16 protein-coding genes are annotated in these 15,266 nt (G+C 72.4%); 10 read left to right on the top strand and 6 right to left on the bottom strand.

All coding sequences use genetic code 11. The features are described 5' to 3' along the window. The first annotated feature begins 17 nt into the window (after positions 1 to 17). The 3 genes from AC3IX6_RS17505 to AC3IX6_RS17495 all read left to right on the top strand — a co-directional run bounded on the left by AC3IX6_RS17505 (position 18) and on the right by AC3IX6_RS17495 (position 2,472). Complete coding sequence (locus AC3IX6_RS17505; RefSeq protein WP_489371047.1) at positions 18 to 347, top strand: protease inhibitor I42 family protein; 330 nt, start codon at positions 18 to 20, stop codon at positions 345 to 347. A gap of 104 nt (positions 348 to 451) precedes the next feature. Further along, entirely contained in the window at positions 452 to 1,111 is a 660-nt protein-coding gene (locus AC3IX6_RS17500) for a GntR family transcriptional regulator (protein ID WP_489371046.1), read from the top strand. Beyond that, the gene (locus AC3IX6_RS17495) at positions 1,108 to 2,472 is read left to right on the top strand and encodes an MFS transporter (RefSeq protein WP_489371045.1); all 1,365 of its coding nucleotides are present in this window, start codon (positions 1,108 to 1,110) and stop codon (positions 2,470 to 2,472) included. Before AC3IX6_RS17500 ends, AC3IX6_RS17495 begins: the two co-directional genes overlap by 4 nt. A gap of 319 nt (positions 2,473 to 2,791) precedes the next feature. Here AC3IX6_RS17495 and AC3IX6_RS17490 read toward each other — a convergent pair whose 3' ends face one another. After that, positions 2,792 to 3,763 carry an AraC-like ligand-binding domain-containing protein gene (locus AC3IX6_RS17490; RefSeq protein ID WP_489371044.1) on the bottom strand — a complete coding sequence of 324 codons (972 nt, stop codon included), beginning with the start codon at positions 3,761 to 3,763 and terminating at the stop codon, positions 2,792 to 2,794. A gap of 32 nt (positions 3,764 to 3,795) precedes the next feature. Continuing rightward, on the bottom strand, positions 3,796 to 4,626 hold the full coding sequence (locus tag AC3IX6_RS17485) for a maleylpyruvate isomerase family mycothiol-dependent enzyme (RefSeq protein WP_489371043.1): 831 nt from the start codon (positions 4,624 to 4,626) through the stop codon (positions 3,796 to 3,798). A gap of 172 nt (positions 4,627 to 4,798) precedes the next feature. Here AC3IX6_RS17485 and AC3IX6_RS17480 point away from each other — a divergent pair, with 172 nt between their 5' ends. Then, the gene (locus tag AC3IX6_RS17480) at positions 4,799 to 5,578 is read left to right on the top strand and encodes a carbon-nitrogen family hydrolase (RefSeq protein WP_489371042.1); all 780 of its coding nucleotides are present in this window, start codon (positions 4,799 to 4,801) and stop codon (positions 5,576 to 5,578) included. Positions 5,579 to 5,642: 64 nt separating this feature from the next. Next, on the top strand, positions 5,643 to 6,353 hold the full coding sequence (locus AC3IX6_RS17475; RefSeq protein ID WP_489371041.1) for a hypothetical protein: 711 nt from the start codon (positions 5,643 to 5,645) through the stop codon (positions 6,351 to 6,353). A gap of 22 nt (positions 6,354 to 6,375) precedes the next feature. Here AC3IX6_RS17475 and AC3IX6_RS17470 read toward each other — a convergent pair whose 3' ends face one another. Further along, a complete protein-coding gene (locus AC3IX6_RS17470) occupies positions 6,376 to 6,882 on the bottom strand; it encodes an LURP-one-related/scramblase family protein (protein WP_489371040.1) in 507 nt (168 codons plus the stop codon). Between the two features lie 32 nt (positions 6,883 to 6,914). Here AC3IX6_RS17470 and AC3IX6_RS17465 point away from each other — a divergent pair, with 32 nt between their 5' ends. After that, positions 6,915 to 7,715 carry a hypothetical protein gene (locus tag AC3IX6_RS17465; protein ID WP_489371039.1) on the top strand — a complete coding sequence of 267 codons (801 nt, stop codon included), beginning with the start codon at positions 6,915 to 6,917 and terminating at the stop codon, positions 7,713 to 7,715. 9 nt (positions 7,716 to 7,724) lie between these two features. On the opposite strand, the gene AC3IX6_RS17460 is transcribed toward AC3IX6_RS17465, so the two are convergent. Then, the gene (locus AC3IX6_RS17460) at positions 7,725 to 8,183 is read right to left on the bottom strand and encodes an SCO4225 family membrane protein (RefSeq protein ID WP_489371479.1); all 459 of its coding nucleotides are present in this window, start codon (positions 8,181 to 8,183) and stop codon (positions 7,725 to 7,727) included. A gap of 312 nt (positions 8,184 to 8,495) precedes the next feature. On the opposite strand from AC3IX6_RS17460, the gene AC3IX6_RS17455 reads away from it, so the two are divergent. The 4 genes from AC3IX6_RS17455 (at position 8,496) to AC3IX6_RS17440 (ending at position 12,976) form a co-directional block, all read left to right on the top strand. Next, positions 8,496 to 9,017 (top strand): SigE family RNA polymerase sigma factor, encoded by a 522-nt coding sequence (locus AC3IX6_RS17455; RefSeq protein WP_489371038.1) that lies wholly within the window; start codon positions 8,496 to 8,498, stop codon positions 9,015 to 9,017. Next, positions 9,014 to 9,901, top strand: coding sequence for a hypothetical protein (locus AC3IX6_RS17450; RefSeq protein WP_489371037.1), 888 nt, complete (start codon positions 9,014 to 9,016; stop codon positions 9,899 to 9,901). The genes AC3IX6_RS17455 and AC3IX6_RS17450 overlap by 4 nt, the downstream gene beginning before the upstream one ends. Before the next feature lie 225 nt (positions 9,902 to 10,126). Then, on the top strand, positions 10,127 to 11,050 hold the full coding sequence (locus AC3IX6_RS17445) for a serine hydrolase (protein ID WP_489371036.1): 924 nt from the start codon (positions 10,127 to 10,129) through the stop codon (positions 11,048 to 11,050). An 84-nt stretch (positions 11,051 to 11,134) separates the two neighbouring features. Next, complete coding sequence (locus tag AC3IX6_RS17440) at positions 11,135 to 12,976, top strand: NHL domain-containing thioredoxin family protein (protein ID WP_489371035.1); 1,842 nt, start codon at positions 11,135 to 11,137, stop codon at positions 12,974 to 12,976. A 78-nt stretch (positions 12,977 to 13,054) separates the two neighbouring features. Here the strand turns inward: AC3IX6_RS17440 and AC3IX6_RS17435 are convergent, their stop codons facing one another. Further along, entirely contained in the window at positions 13,055 to 14,353 is a 1,299-nt protein-coding gene (locus AC3IX6_RS17435; RefSeq protein ID WP_489371034.1) for a M18 family aminopeptidase, read from the bottom strand. A gap of 97 nt (positions 14,354 to 14,450) precedes the next feature. Then, a complete protein-coding gene (locus AC3IX6_RS17430) occupies positions 14,451 to 15,194 on the bottom strand; it encodes a hypothetical protein (protein WP_489371033.1) in 744 nt (247 codons plus the stop codon). Positions 15,195 to 15,266 lie beyond the last annotated feature (72 nt).

The raw sequence follows: 15,266 nt of genomic DNA, 5'->3' as shown, positions 1-15,266 counted from the left end.
ACAAGAGAGGAGTCCGCGTGGAGGTGCGTGAGGTGGTGCTCGCGCCCGGTGGGGCGTACGAGCTGCGGCTCACCGGGCGCGGTGCGCGCGGCTACGTCTGGACCTGGCGGGTGACGGGCGACGCGGACGCCGTCTCGGTGGCCGAGGGTCCGTCGGGACCGCCGCCCGTCGCCGCGGAGCGGCAGGAGCCGCAGGAGCCGCCGCTGCCCGGGGCGACGGTGGAGCGGCTGTACCTCGTACGGGCGCTGGTGGCGGGCCGGGCGAGGATCCGCTTCGCGCAGGTCCGGCCGCCGTATCCGGACGAGGCCGCGTACGACGAGTTCGTACTGGACGTCACGGTGCGCTGAGGGTCCACATCGTGATCCGCCGCCGGTCCACATCGTGATCCCGCCGCCGGTCCACATCGCGGACGCCGTCCAGGTTGCACCTCTGTTGTATCTATGCTGTGCGCATGCCGCCAGCCCGTACCACCGGATCCACCGTGACCGCTGCCGAACGCGTCTACCAACACGTCAAGCAGGCCGTGCTCGACCGCCGTTACGAGGGAGGGGTGCTGCTGACCGAAGGCGAGCTCGCGGTCGCCGTCGGCGTCTCGCGCACCCCGGTCCGCGAGGCGCTGCTGCGGCTGGAGACCGAGGGACTGCTGAAGCTGTACCCGAAGAAGGGCGCCCTCGTCCTCGCCGTCTCCGCCCAGGAGATCGCCGACGTGATCGAAACCCGGCTGCTGGTGGAGGAGTACACGATCCGCCGGGCCGTGCCCGCCCCGGCCGGGCTGCTGGAACGGCTCGCGGAACTGGTCGAGGAGCAGCGCCGGCTCGGTGACGCGGGCGAGCTCGGGGCGATGATGGCCGTCGACCGGGCCTTCCACGCGGAGATCGTGCGCAGCGCCGGCAACCAGATCCTGTGCCGCCTCTACGACCAACTGCGCGACCGCCAGCTCCGCATGGGCGTGGCCCTGCTGCACGCACACCCCGAGCGGGTGGAGCGCACGCTGGCCGAGCACCGGGAGATCCTCGACGCCCTGCGCGCGGGCGACGCCGACACGGCCGCCGCGGCGGTACGGGCCCACGTGAGCCGGATCGGCGAACTGGTGCGGGGGTCCGGCCGATGAGCTCCGCGCCCGCCGCCTCGCCCGTTCCCGCGGCTGTCTTCAAGGACCCGCCGGGCGGCCGCAAGGCGGTGCTCGTCTGGTCGATCGGCGTCGCCGTCTACTTCGTGGCGGTCATCTTCCGCACCAGCCTCGGCGTGGCCGGGCTGGAGGCCGCCGACCGCTTCCACGTGAACGCCTCGGCGCTGTCCACCTTCTCCCTGCTCCAGCTCCTGGTCTACGCGGGCATGCAGATACCCGTCGGCCTGATGGTGGACCGGCTCGGCACCAAGAAGGTGCTCACCCTCGGCGCCGTGCTCTTCACCGCCGGCCAGATCGGCTTCGCGCTCTCCCCCTCCTACGGGATGGCCCTGGCCGCCCGCGCCCTGCTGGGCTGCGGGGACGCCATGACCTTCATCTCCGTGCTGCGGCTCGGCACCCGCTGGTTCCCGGCCCGCCGGGGCCCGCTGATGGCGCAGCTGGCCGGCCTGGTCGGGATGGCCGGCAACCTGATCTCCACGCTGGTGCTGGCTCCCGTGCTGCACGGGGTCGGCTGGGTGCCGGCGTTCGCGGGCAGCGCGGTGGCGGGGCTGGTCGTCCTGGTCCCGCTCGTGCTGTTCCTGCGCGACAGCCCCGACGACGCCGCGGCCCACGAGCCCGCGCCGCGCACGGCCACCGGCGCGGGGGGCTTCGTACGGCGCCAGATCGCCGACTCCTGGCGGGAGCCGGGCACCAAGCTCGGCCTGTGGGTGCACTTCACGACGCAGTTCCCGGCGATGGTGTTCCTGCTGCTGTGGGGGATGCCCTTCCTCGTCGAGGCCCAGGGGCTCTCGCGGACCACCGCGGGCGGGCTGCTCACGCTGGTGGTCGCCTCGAACATGGCGCTCGGCCTGGTCTACGGCCAGGTCGTCGGCCGCCGGCAGTCCTCGCGGATCCCGCTCGCCCTGGGCACGGTCGCCCTGACCGCGCTGCTGTGGGGCTCGGTCCTGGCCTACCCGGGGGACCACGCGCCGATGTGGCTGCTGATCGCGCTCTGCCTGGTGCTGGGCACGTGCGGGCCGGCGTCGATGATCGGCTTCGACTTCGCCCGCCCCGCCAACCCGGCGGACCGTCAGGGCACCGCCTCCGGAATCACCAACATGGGCGGTTTCATCGCCTCGATGACGACCCTGCTGGTGGTGGGCCTGTTGCTCGACGCCACCGGAGACAACTACCGCATCGCGTTCTCGTCGGTCTTCGTCCTGGAACTCGTCGGGATCGCCCAGATCCTGCGCCTGCGCGGCCGCGCCCTGGCCCGCGAACGCGAACGCGAGCGGGTGGGCGCGGGAGTGGTCGCCCCGGTCGCCCCGGTCACTCAGGTGGCCCCGGTGGCACTTCCCTCGTAGTCCGTGCCGCTGCCGCCGGCCCCGGTTCCGGCCGCCACCGCCGTGGCGGCCGCCGGGGCCGGCACCCCCGTCGGCACCCCTGCCGACCCGCGGCCGGCCCGGTGACGTCCGGTGCCGGCCCGGCTTGTGCGGAGGCCCCCGCACCGAGGAGGACGGGCCGGGGTGGGACAGACCCCCGTCCTTTCCCACCTGTCCGCCCGTCGACTCCGCGGAGTCGGGTTCCGGCCAACGCGTGCCGAGCCTATGAGGGCTCCGAGCGACCGCGTGTGCACTGCGCGCAGGGACCGTTGACAATCCGCGCAACGGGCGCGGGAGCGGCCTAGGCTTCCGCCTCCGCCTCCGCCACCGCCGTGCGGCGGAATTCGCTGGGGCTGGCCCCGTACGTCTCGCGGAACAGGCGGCTGAACACGGAGGCGTTGGTGAATCCCCAGCGCAGGGCCACCGTGTGGACGGGGACGGCGAGCTGCCCGCGATCGGCGAGGTCCTCGCGGCAGCGCTCCAGCCGGCGCCGGCGGATCGCGGCCGCCACGCTCTCCCCGCGCTCCCGGAAGAGCTGCTGGAGCCGGCGCAGCGACATGCTGTGCCGCGCGGCGACCACGGACGGGCTCAGCTCGGGATCGCCGAGGTTGTGCCCGATGAAGGTGTCGATCCGCGCCAGCAGCGCCCGGGTCCGGCTCTCCTCGGACAGCTCGTCCTCGGCGCCGATCCGCCCGGCGAGGCAGGCACCGGCCAGGTCGAGGGCGACGGATCCGAGCTGCTCCAGCTCGGCGGGCGCGCACTCCTCCCCGTGCGCGGCCAGGGAGCGCATGTACTGCGCGAGGATCGCCCCCATCCCCCGGTCGGCGGGGATCCGCTCGGCGAGCACCCGGTCCACCCGGTCCGACCGCAGCGGGATCGAGGCGCGGGGGAGCGAGAGGATCACGGCCCGGACCGGCTCCGTGCCCGGGACGGCCGACTCGAAGGGCCGCGAGGTGTCCCACAGCACCAGGTCCCCCGAGAACGGCCCCGATTCGTGCCGGTTCTGCGCGATCCACATGGACCCGCCGGTCACCAGCCCCAACTGGTACTGCTCGGGGTCGCTGCTGCGGACGTGCGCCGCCGTGCGCCGGGCGCGCAGCGGGGCGTAGCCGAACTGCGAGACCTGTACGCAGCCCAGGTCCAGCACGGCGGCCTCCGCCTGGAAGTCCCCCGCGTGCTCACTCCTGATCGACGTGGACACCAGCTGCTGCGCCACCACGTCGGCGAACCAGTCGAACCGGTCCGCTGCCGGTACGGCAGCGGACGAAATCACCGACCACACCAAGGCTTCTCCGACCTACGGAGTCAGGGAGTCACGGAGAAGTTGGCCAGGATGGCCTCGGCCAGCGCCGGGTCACCCTCCACCTTCACCCGGTCGGCCACGGTGTGCGGACGCACCCGGCCGGCCGCGAGGCGTACGTACGTCTCCCAGTCCAGGGTCAGCGTCACCGCGGGCCCCAGCGAGGGGGCCTTGTCGATGGTGCCGCGGCCCTCCGCGTCGACCCGTACGGTCCGCATGAACTCCAGCGCGCCGTGCACGTCGATGACGACGGCCGAGTTCGCGGGCGCGCCCGCCTTCTTCGCGACCACCTTCGGCAGCCCGGAGAGCAGGACGTCCCTGGCCACGTAGGCCCCGGGCGAGTCCCAGTTCCCCGGCTGCCCCAGGGCCGCCCGCAGGTCCTGCTCGTGGATCCACACGTCGAACGCGCGCAGCCGGAGCGAGTGCTCCAGGGTGGCCGGCTCGCCCAGCGGGCCGCGGATCATCGTGTCCGGTTCCCGCTTCTCGTTCCGCAGCTGCCGGGAGCGGCGGATGATCGTGTACTCCAGCTCGGAGGTCATCTCGGGCGCGGTGTGGTGGCGCCGCACGTCGACCTGCACTTCCATGTACCGGGAGAACTCGTCGACCACGTGCCGCAGGTCCCGCGGCAGGGTATGGATCGGCCGCGGGTCGCCCAACTGCTCGCACTCGATGCCGATGACGTGGGACACGACATCGCGCACGGACCAGTTGGGGCAGGGCGTCGCCCGGCTCCACTCGCCTTCCGTCAGCGGAAGGACCAGCTCGGATATCGCCTCGATGGAGTGGGTCCACGCGTCGGCATAGGGCTGAAGGCTGGGATGCGGATGGACGGTCAACGGGACCCCTCGCGTGCTGATCATTGGCCTGTTGGCGCGTTTGGCGCATTGGCGCGTTCTGGAAGCTTGTGCAATGGCTTCAAAACTACGCTGCCGGTGAGCACCCCGGCAGTGCTTTCGTGTGACGATCGTAGGCCCGAGTTGACGGCTTGAAAGCCAGGACGGTGGTACTGTGCGCGCTTCCCTGATCCAAATCGCGGTGAATGAGGGGGAGTCGGTGGTTTCCCGCCGCTCCCGTGCCGCTGAGCTCGTGCGCGAACAGTCCGGCTCGGACCTCGTCGTCCTGCCCGAGCTGTGGACCGTGGGCGCCTTCGCCTACGAGCAGTTCGAGACAGAGGCCGAGCCGCTGGACGGCCCGACCTACGGGGCCATGGCCGCGGCCGCCCGCGACGCCGGGGTCTGGCTGCACGCCGGGTCCTTCGTGGAACGTGCGGGCGACGGCTCGCTCTACAACACGGCGCTCGTCCTCTCCCCGACGGGCGAGCTCGCCGCCACGTACCGCAAGATCCACCGCTTCGGCTTCGACCAGGGCGAGGCCGTCCTGATGTCCGCGGGCGAGTCCCTGACCACGGTCGCCCTGCCGGAGCAGACCCTCGGCCTCGCCACCTGCTACGACCTGCGCTTTCCGGAGCTGTTCCGCGGCCTGGTCGATGCCGGGGCGACGACGCTGGTCGTCTCCGCGGGCTGGCCGGCCCGCCGCCGGGGCCACTGGACGCTGCTGAACCGGGCCCGCGCCGTCGAAGACCAGTCGTACGTCCTCGCGTGCGGGACGGCCGGCACCAACGGGGGCGTGGAACAGGCCGGCCACAGCCTGGTCGTGGACCCGTGGGGCGAGGTCCTCGCGGAGGCGGGCCCGGGGGAGGAGGTCCTGACCGTGGACCTCGACCCGAAGAAGGTCGCCGAGACCCGCGAACAGTTCCCGGCCCTGAAGGACCGCCGCCTCGGTCGCTGACCGGATGAGGTTGATGGGGTTTACTTGTGCGAAGTCTGCATAAAGTAAAGGGTGAGCGCGGGTCATGGAGAACGGGAACATAGCAGCCGGGTCAGTCGAACCGGTAGAAGTAGAACCGGACCCCGTCCACTGGCTCCAGCGGTCGATGGCCGGGGCCGCCGCCTTCCTCGCCGCCGTCCCCGTGGCCTTTGCCCTGGTGAATCCGGTGGGGCTGCTCCTCCTCTTCCCGTTCATCGCCGTCGCCTGGCCCCTCTTCCTCCGGGACCGGGCGGCGTTCCGTGCCACGTGCAAGGGCGTCGGCACCGTCCTGACCGGGCTCGGCGTCCTCCTGACCTGCTTCGGCATGTTCGTGGTGATCCCTTCCGCGGTGATCCTCCTGCTGGCCGCGTCCGCGGACCCGCGCCGCCTCCCGGTGCGTGCCCGCGTCCACGCCGGCATCGCGGGCGCCATCACCAGCGCCGCCATCGCCGGGGTGGCGTACGTGGCGTACGCGGCGATCCCGGTGGTCCAGGACCTCTTCAAGCCCGCGCACAGCTACTCCGTGGACGTTCCGGACGAGGTCGACGGTGATTGGATGCCGGAGCTCCGGCCGTACGGAGTCACCCGCATCGGGTCGTACGAAGCCGAATCCGGCTCCAGGACCAGGACCAGGACCTTGAAGGTCACGTACGACGAGAACCTCAGCGAGGCCGAACGGGCCGCCCTGCGCGAGTACCTCTCCGGCCTCCCCGGCGCCGGCCCGGTCAAGACCTGCGGCCGGCTCGGCTGCGACTGAGCGGGGCTGCGACTGAGCGGGCCTACGACTCCTCGCCCGGGCCCTCCCGCTCCTTCTCCGCCATCCGGATCACGCACACCGCGACGGCGATCAGCAGCGAGGCGTCGGCGTCCTCGCGGATCACGTCCACGGCGTACGTCTCGCGGACCCGGTACCACTGCCGGGAGATCAGCGCGAGCAGCTCCCCGTCGTACTCGACCTTGAACTCCCGGTCCAGGATCCGCCCGCTGACATCGAGCTCGGTGCCCTCGTTGAGCGTGACCAGATAGTGGTTGCGCAGCAGCGAGAGCCGCTTCTTCCGGATCACCGCGAGCCGCCGCTCGTCCCGCTCCAGCGTCATCGCGTCGCGCAGGGCGAAGAGCTTCTCCCGCAGCGTGATGAGGATCCGCCCGTCGGGATCCTTCAGCTCCAGGGTGTCCCGGAACCGCAGGGCCTTCCCGTCCACGAGGAAGGCGTGCCGGCCGTCCTCGTCCTCGATCCAGTAGTCGTCCCCGATGGCCAGCATTTTGTCCCGTACCAGGTATTTCACGCCCTCATCGCTGCCCGCGATAGGTTCCGGTCATGCCACTCCTCTACGTGACCGACCTGGCCTACCCGGCGCGCGGCCGCCGCTACGGCGACGAGGACGTCTTCCTCACCGCACGCCTGCGCGAGCACTTCCCCCTCGCCCTGTGCCACCCCCTGGACGCGGAGGCCCTCCTCCCGGCCTTCGACACCGTGGTCGTCCGCAACAGCGGCCCGGTCCTCCACCACCAGGAGGCCTACGACTCCTTCCGCGCGGCCGCCCTCGCCGCCGGCACCCGGGTCTACAACCCCCTGACGGGCCGCGGCGACATGGCGGGCAAGCAGTACCTCGTCGACCTCACGGCCTCCGGTCACCCGGTCATCCCCACGATCGACGACCCGGCGCACCTGTCTCTCCTCCCCGCGTCCGCCACCTACGCGGTGAAGCCGAAACAAGGAGCGGACTCGATAGGCCTGACCTTCACCCCGCACCCGGACCGCGCCCCGGGGGAGTTCCTGATCCAGCCGCGCATCGACTTCGCGTACGAGGTGTCCTTCTACTTCGTCGACGACGCCTTCCAGTACGCCCTCTACGCCCCCGACCCGGCCCGCCGCTGGGAGCTGGTCCCCTACGACCCGACCCCCGCGGACCTGTCCTTCGCCCGCACCTTCATCGACTGGAACACCCTCACCCACGGCATCCAGCGCGTGGACGCCTGCCGCGCCCCCTCGGGCGAGCTCCTCCTGGTGGAGCTGGAGGACCTCAACCCGTACCTCTCCCTGGACCTCCTCCCGCCCGAGGTCCAGAACACCTTCCTCACCGCCCTGGTCCGCTCCCTCCACAGCTTCGGAGCCTGAAGTCAGGCCCTATCCCCGCGCACCCCTGGCGGTGCGCTGCCGTGCCACGTAGCGGAGCAGGGCCCAGATCGCCGCGGCGTTGACGAGGGCGCTGAAGAGGATCAGGCCGTAGAAGCCGAGTTCGGGCCAGATGTCGAGCTTGGGGTCGACGGACGTGTCCGGTGCCACCCAGTCGGAGGGGCGCGGGGCGTCCGGTACGAGCTCCGTGGGCAGCGGCTCGGGCGGCGGCTCCGAGCCGCTGTACGTGGGCCCCACGACCGGGGCGGACTCCTCCAGGGCGTCCGCGCCGGGTCCGAAGGACATCAGCAGGATGAGGCTGACCGGCGCCGTGGCCATGATCGGCCAGACCCCGAAGAAACCGATGTCCCCGGTGCGGCTGCCGACCGCAATGAAGACCAGCATCGCGACCACCAGCGCCAGGTACGTGCCGGGCACCCACATCTCAGCCTTCGACCAGCGCCGCACCATGACGTTCACCGTTTCCCGTTCTGCGCTCTGCGTTCCGCTTCGTTCGCTCTGTTGCCAGTCTCGAAGCTGCCGGGTCCCGCCACCTGAGTACGCCTACTCATCCTGTGCCGCACTGCGTACCTGGTCAGAGCCGTGCAGGCGGAGGGCGCCGGGGCGTGCGCACGGCACTGGCGGGGCCCGTCGGATAACGCTTGGGTCACGGTCGGGGGCCGCGTGCAGCAGTCGGGGGGCGGGCTCCGTCAGGTAGGTCGGGGGAGCCCAACGGGGCTTCGGGAGGGGTGGAGATGCGCAAGAGGCACGGGCCGGGTGGCCATGCGAACCGCTGACGTTCCTGCCTTCACGGCCTTCGTGCAGGCACGGTCCTCGGCACTGTTCAGGACCGCCCTGCTGATCACCGGAGAACGGCACGTGGCCGACGACCTCGTGCAGTCCACGCTGGAGCAGGTGTGCCGGCACTGGCGCAAGGTCCGCTCCGCCGACGCACCGGAGGCCTACGCGCGCCGGATCCTGGTGAACCTCGCGAACGACCGCTGGCGCAAGCTGCGCGGCCGTGCGGAGGTCTCCCTGGACGACGGCATCGGGGGCGGGCACGTCGATCCGTACAAAGGGCTCGTGGTCCGCGACGAGCTGATGCGCGAACTGCAGTCCCTGCCGGTCGGCATGCGCACCGTGCTGGTGCTGCGGTACTTCGAAGACCTCGACGACGCGGAGATCGGCCGCTTGATGAACATCTCGGCCGGCTCGGTCCGGTCCCAGGTGGCCCGGGGGCTGTCGAAGCTCCGGTCGACCGTCGGTACACAGGCGCTGCGCGCGGGTTCGGAAGGGGCGGCATGAAGGACTTCGACCTGGAGGAGGAGCTGGCCGCGGCCATGCTCGACCGGGCAGGACAGGAACCGCCGCGCAGCTACGACGTGGACGGCCTCATCGGGTCGGTGCGCAAGCGCAGTCGGCGGCGCCTTCAGACGGGTGCGGCGGCGGCCGCGGTGATGGTGGCCCTCGGCGCCGGCTTCGTCGTCCAAGAGGGGCAGGACCGCACCTCGGGGCCCGCCCCGGCGGCGACCGCGCCGACGGCCGAGATGCCTCCCTCCCCCTCCCTGCCCGCCAAACCGCCCCGGGTCGACCCGGCCCGGGCGACGAACACCCTGTTCCTCTCCGCGCTGCGCTACCAAAACCCGGCCACCCGCTCCCAGGTGGATCCGGCCGAGGTGGCGGCACTGTTCGCCAACGAGCCCACGTACCACCGCATTTGGGGTACCGACTCGCTCGGTGTGACCTGCGGTGCCGCGGTCGACGGCGTGCTGGTGGCGGGTCAGGCCCTGCTGTACCAGGGGACCGAACCGCTCGACCGGAGCCCTTCCCTCACCTTCGACGCGACCACGGGGAAAGTGGTCGACGTGACCTGCACGACGAACACCGGAGGCGGCAAGGGCGGCGACCCGACGGTGTCCGGTTTCTACGGCGGACTGGTGACGGCGACCAAGTCCGGTGACTCCACGGCGCTGGAGACGCTCGGGACGCAGTTCGTGACCGCGCACCTTCGATCCAGCCAGGGCCCGTCCGCCGCCACCTGCTCCTTCACCACACCCCCCTTCTGGCTCGCCGACAACCCCTCGTCCGGAACCGTCACCCACGGATGGACCGTGCAGCTCGGCGGCGCCTCCGGCTTCCCGATCGAGATCGACGAGAACGAGAAGATCGCCCGATCCTGCGGCGGATGAGCCGCACGACCGGCGGCCGCTGAGCCGGCCGCACCGGCGGTAGCGGCCGCCGGCAGGGGACGACACCGGACCGCGCCCGCACGGCGGCGCGTCCGGAGCCCCTGACCGGCCCCGCCGCACCCCGCACACCCCGACACGCCACGGCTCGCTCCGGCATGCCCTGATCGCCCTGACGCGCCGCGGGGCGATGTCCGCGTGCCCGGACATCCGAAAGCGAGTGCCCGAATGAAGCACCGGACCGCCTTGCTCCTCCCCCTCCTCATGGGCGCCGCCCTGGGTGCCCACCTCCTGATCCCGACCCCGGGTCTCGCCGAAGCCGCGCCGCCCCGCCCCCTGCCCACGGCGGTAGCCCCGACGGCCCCGGCGGCCACGCCCACCCCCGGCACGCCGCCGCCCCCGCCGGGCCCCGCCCCCACGGGCACGGCGACCCCGGAGCAGGCCGTGCGCCGCGCGCTCGACGGGCTCGGAGCGCACCAGGGCCGGTACGCGCTCGCCGTCGAGGACCTCACCTCGGGCCGCGCGGCCGCCTACGGCCCGTCCACCGAGGCCTTCGTCTCCGCGAGCATCATCAAGGTCGACATCCTGGCCGCCCTGCTGCTCCGGACCCAGGACCGCGGCGGCAGCCTCACCCCCGCCCAGCGACGGCTGGCCTCCGACATGATCCGCGTCAGCGACAACGACGCGGCCCAGGAGCTCTGGACCGCCATCGGCCGGCGCCAGGGCCTGGACGCGGCCAACGCACGCCTCGGCCTCACCCCGGCCCACGCGGGCCAGCGGGTCCCCTGGGGACTGACCCGCACCACGGTCGGCGACCAAATCACGCTCCTGAAGGCCGTGTTCACCGAGAACTCCCCGCTGACCGCCGCATCCCGGGCGTACGTCCGCACCCTCATGGGCGACATCGCAGCCGGCCAGAACTGGGGCGTCGGCGCAGCGGGAGCCCCCGGCGACCGGCCCGTGCTCAAGAACGGCTGGCTCCCGGTCGGCACGCCCGCGCGATGGGCCGTGAACAGCATCGGCCTCGTCGAGCACGAAGGCCACAGCCTGCTGATCGCCGTCCTCACCGAAGGCCAGCCCACGCGCGAAACCGGCACCGCCCTCATAGAGCGAGCCGCGAAGACCGCGACCGAAGCCCTGACGACGCCCTGACGAAGCCCTGACGAAGCCCTGACGTCGCCCACACGCTGAAGCACACCCTGAAGCCCGGTCTCCGCAGGATGGCAAGCTTGAAGCATGAACGATGCCGCCCCGGCGCTCACCCCCGCGCCCGCGCCCCGCCGACGTGCCCGTGTCCGTGCCCCCGAGCTGATCGGCAAGGGAGGCTGGCTCAACACCGGCGGGAAGGACCTCACCCTCGCCGACCTGCGAGGACGTGTCACGATCCTCGATTTTTGGACCTTCTGCTGTGTGAACTGCCTCCACGTGCTCGACGAGTTGCGCGAGCTGGAGGAGAAGCACCGCGACACCGTCGTGATCGTCGGGGTGCACTCGCCGAAGTTCGTGCACGAGGCCGAGCACTCCGCCGTCGTCGACGCCGTCGAGCGGTACGGGGTGCACCACCCCGTGCTCGACGATCCCGAGCTCGCGACCTGGAAGCAGTACGCCGTCCGCGCCTGGCCCACGCTCGTGGTGATCGACCCCGAGGGGTACGTCGTCGCGCAGCACGCCGGGGAGGGGCACGCGCACGCCATCGCCAAGCTCGTGGAGGAGCTGGAGGCCGAGCACGAGGCCAAGGGGACGCTGCGGCGCGGGGACGGGCCGTACGTGGCGCCCGAGCCGGTGGCGGGTGACCTGCGGTTCCCCGGGAAGGCGCTCGTGCTGCCGTCCGGGAACCTGCTCGTCTCCGACACGACCCGGCACCAGCTGGTGGAGCTGGAGCCCGACGGGGAGGGCGTCGTACGGCGCATCGGCGGCGGGGAGCGCGGCTTCGGGCCGGACGCCTTCAGCGAGCCGCAGGGGCTGGCCCTCCTCCCCGACGGGTCCGTCATCGTCGCCGACACCGTCAATCACGCGCTGCGCCGCTTCGACCCCGCGACCGGGGCCGTGGAGACCGTCGCCGGGACCGGGCGGCAGTGGTGGCAGGGGTCCCCGACCTCCGGGCCGGCCCTGGAGGTCGACCTGTCCTCGCCGTGGGACGTGGCCTGGTGGCAGGGCCGGGTGTGGATCGCGATGGCGGGCGTCCACCAGCTGTGGACCTGGGACCCGGAGAGCGACACCGTGGAGGTCGCCGCCGGCACGACCAACGAGGGGCTGCACGACGGCCCGGCCGCCGAGGCCTGGTTCGCGCAGCCGTCCGGGCTCGCGGCCACGGAGGACCGGCTGTGGATCGCCGACTCCGAGACCAGCGCCCTGCGGTACGTCGAGCCCGACGGGGAGGGCGGCTACGCCATCCGTACCGCCGTCGGCAGCGGCCTCTTCGACTTCGGCCACCGGGACGGCGACGCCGCCCAGGCGCTGCTCCAGCACCCGCTCGGCGTCACCGCGCTGCCCGACGGGTCGGTCGCGGTGTGCGACACGTACAACCACGCCCTGCGCCGCTACGACCCGTCCACCGGGCAGGTCACCACGCTGGCGACCGACCTGCGCGAGCCCAGCGACGCGGTGCTCGCCGGTGACGACATCGTGGTGGTGGAGTCGGCCCGGCACCGGCTGACCCGGCTGCGGCTTCCGGAGGAGGCCGTACGGGTCGACGCGGTTGCCCACCGCACCCGGCGGGCCGCCACCGAGGTGGCCCCCGGCACGCTCCGGCTCGACATCGTCTTCCAGGCGCCGAGCGGCCAGAAGCTCGACACCCGCTACGGCCCCTCGACCCGGCTGCTGGTCTCCTCGACCCCGCCCGAGCTCCTGACGGCGGGCGACGGCGCCGGCACGGACCTCTTCCGGGAGCTCGCGCTGAACCCGGAGCTGACCGAGGGCGTCCTGCACGTCTCCGCGATGGCCGCGTCCTGCGACGACGACCCCGAGAACGAGTACCCGGCCTGCCACGTCCACCAGCAGGACTGGGGCGTACCGCTGAGCATCACCGCGGGCGGCGCGACCCGACTGCCCCTGGTGCTGGCGGGGATGGACGACTGAGCCGTAGGGGAAACGCGACCGTGCCCGCCGGGGGAGATCCCCCGGCGGGCACGGTCGCGACTGCCTGCCGTCGGAGCGTCAGTTCTCCAGGAACGCCAGCATGACGTTGGCCAGGAGGTACGGGTCGTCCGCGCCGCACAGTTCGCGGGCGCTGTGCATCGACAGGATGGCCACGCCGATGTCGACGGTCTGGATGCCGTGCCGGGCCGCGGTGATCGGGCCGATCGTGGTGCCGCAGGGCATCGAGTTGTTGGAGACGAAGGTCTGCCACGGGACGTCGGCGCGTTCGCAGGCGTTCACGAAGACCGCGCGGCCGCTGCCGTCGGTCGCGTAGCGCTGGTTGACGTTGACCTTCAGGATCGGGCCGCCGTTGGCGCGCGGGTGGTGCGAGGGGTCGTGCCGCTCCGCGTAGTTGGGGTGCACGGCGTGGCCGGTGTCCGAGGAGAGGCAGATCGCGCCGGCGAAGGCCCGCGCGCGGTCCTCGTAGGAGCCGCCGCGCGAGAAGACTGAACGTTCCAGCACGTTGCCCAGCAGGGGCCCGTCCGCGCCGGTGTCCGACTGCGAGCCGTTCTCCTCGTGGTCGAAGGCGGCCAGGACGGGGATGTGGTCGAGGTTGGCGGCGGTGGAGGCCGCCGCCAGGGCGGCGACGCCCGCGTGGACGGAGAGCAGGTTGTCCATGCGCGGGCCCGCGAGGAGCTCGCGGTCGCGGCCCAGGTAGGCCGGGGGCTCGATCGAATGGACCATCAGGTCCCATCCGGCGACGGAGCCGCGCTCCAGTTCTTCCTCGTCCTCCAGGAACGCGATCAGGTCGCCCTCGTGGACGTCGCCGAGACCCCAGATCGGCTGCATGTGCCGCTGCTTGTCCAGCTTGAGCCCGTCGGTGTTCACCGACCGGTCCAGGTGCACGGCGAGTTGGGGTACGCGCATCAGCGCACGGTCGATGTTGACGAGCCGTTCGGTGCCGTCGAGGAGGGTCAACCGTCCGGCCAGGCCCAGGTCGCGGTCGAGCCAGGTGTTGAGCAGGGTGCCGCCGTAGATCTCCACGGCGATCTGCCGCCAGCCCTGGGCGCCGGTGTCGGGCAGCGGCTTGACCCGGAGGTTGGGGGAGTCGGTGTGCGCGCCGATGATCCGGAAGGGGGTGTGCGCGGCCGCGCCCTCGGGCACGTACCAGGCGATGATCGCGCCCCCGCGGAGTACGAACTTGCCGCCCGTGCTCGCGTCCCACGCGTCGGTCTCGGCCAACTGCCTGAATCCGGCCTTCTCCAGCCGCTCGGCCGCGTTGGCCACGGCGTGGTACTGCGACGGACTCGCCGCCAGGAAGGTCATCAGGTCGTCGGTGTGGCCGCGGTCGAAGCGGGCGGCGGCGGGAGAGCTCATGTGGGTCACCTTAACGACGGTCGTGTTCGTCATGGCCGGACTGCGGCGGATAGCCGGAGAAGGGGCCGAGGGGGTGTGGCCCGGGCCCCCGGGCTTGTCAGCCCGGCGGACGGTCGAAGCGGCGCTGCAGCTGTCTGCGCTCGCCCCGGCGGATGCGCGGGAGCATCTCCGGGGTCTGCGCGGAGCGCTGCGCGCGCCTCTTGCGTCCGGCGCAGAAGATACAGGCCTCACCGGGAGGGGCGTCGGGATCGATGGGTGCGCCGGGGTGCTCGGAGCAGCCGGAGGCGTTGCGCGGCCGGGACAGCTCGCGGGCCACGATGAAGGCCCGGTGCAGGTCGTCGGCCATCGCGACGAAGTCGTCGGGGGGCGAGGACAGGCTCAGGTGGAAGCGCCGCTCCTCGACCGTGCGCAGGCGGGTCTGCAGCGCCTGGAGCGTGTACGGGGGGTCGGGCACGGGATAGCCGAGCCGCCGCTGCTCGCCGACGGGCGGGGTGGCGGCGGACGCGGCCCGGGCGCCCTGCGCGCGCAGTCCGAGGCGGCGCCGGTCGTTGCAGATCAGGCAGCGCCCCCAGCCGTCGGGCGCCTCGGGGTCCAGCGCGCCGTTGGGGTGCTCCGCACAGCCGGTGTAGCTCTTGGCCGGGGCGAGCCCGGCGGCCGTCTGGAAGGCGGTGTAGAGGGCGTCGGCCACCGATTCGTACTCGGTGGGGTGGGCGCCCTCGTAGAGCTCCTTGAGGTGGTCTCCGAGGCTGCCCACGGCGGACTGCAGCTCCTTGAGGGCATAGGGGCGCCCGGTCGGGACCGAGTACCCCCTGCTGCCGCGCTGCTGCTCCTGTGGACTCATACCCACGAGCGTCCCACGAACCACCGACATCCCGGGAACCCCGCAGCCCACAGGCGGTGCGGGGTTCTGGAG

The organism is Streptomyces sp. GL_141 (genome assembly GCF_057834385.1).
The sequence above is the reverse complement of the archived record's forward strand: the minus strand, read 5'-3'. Positions and strand labels throughout refer to the sequence as shown.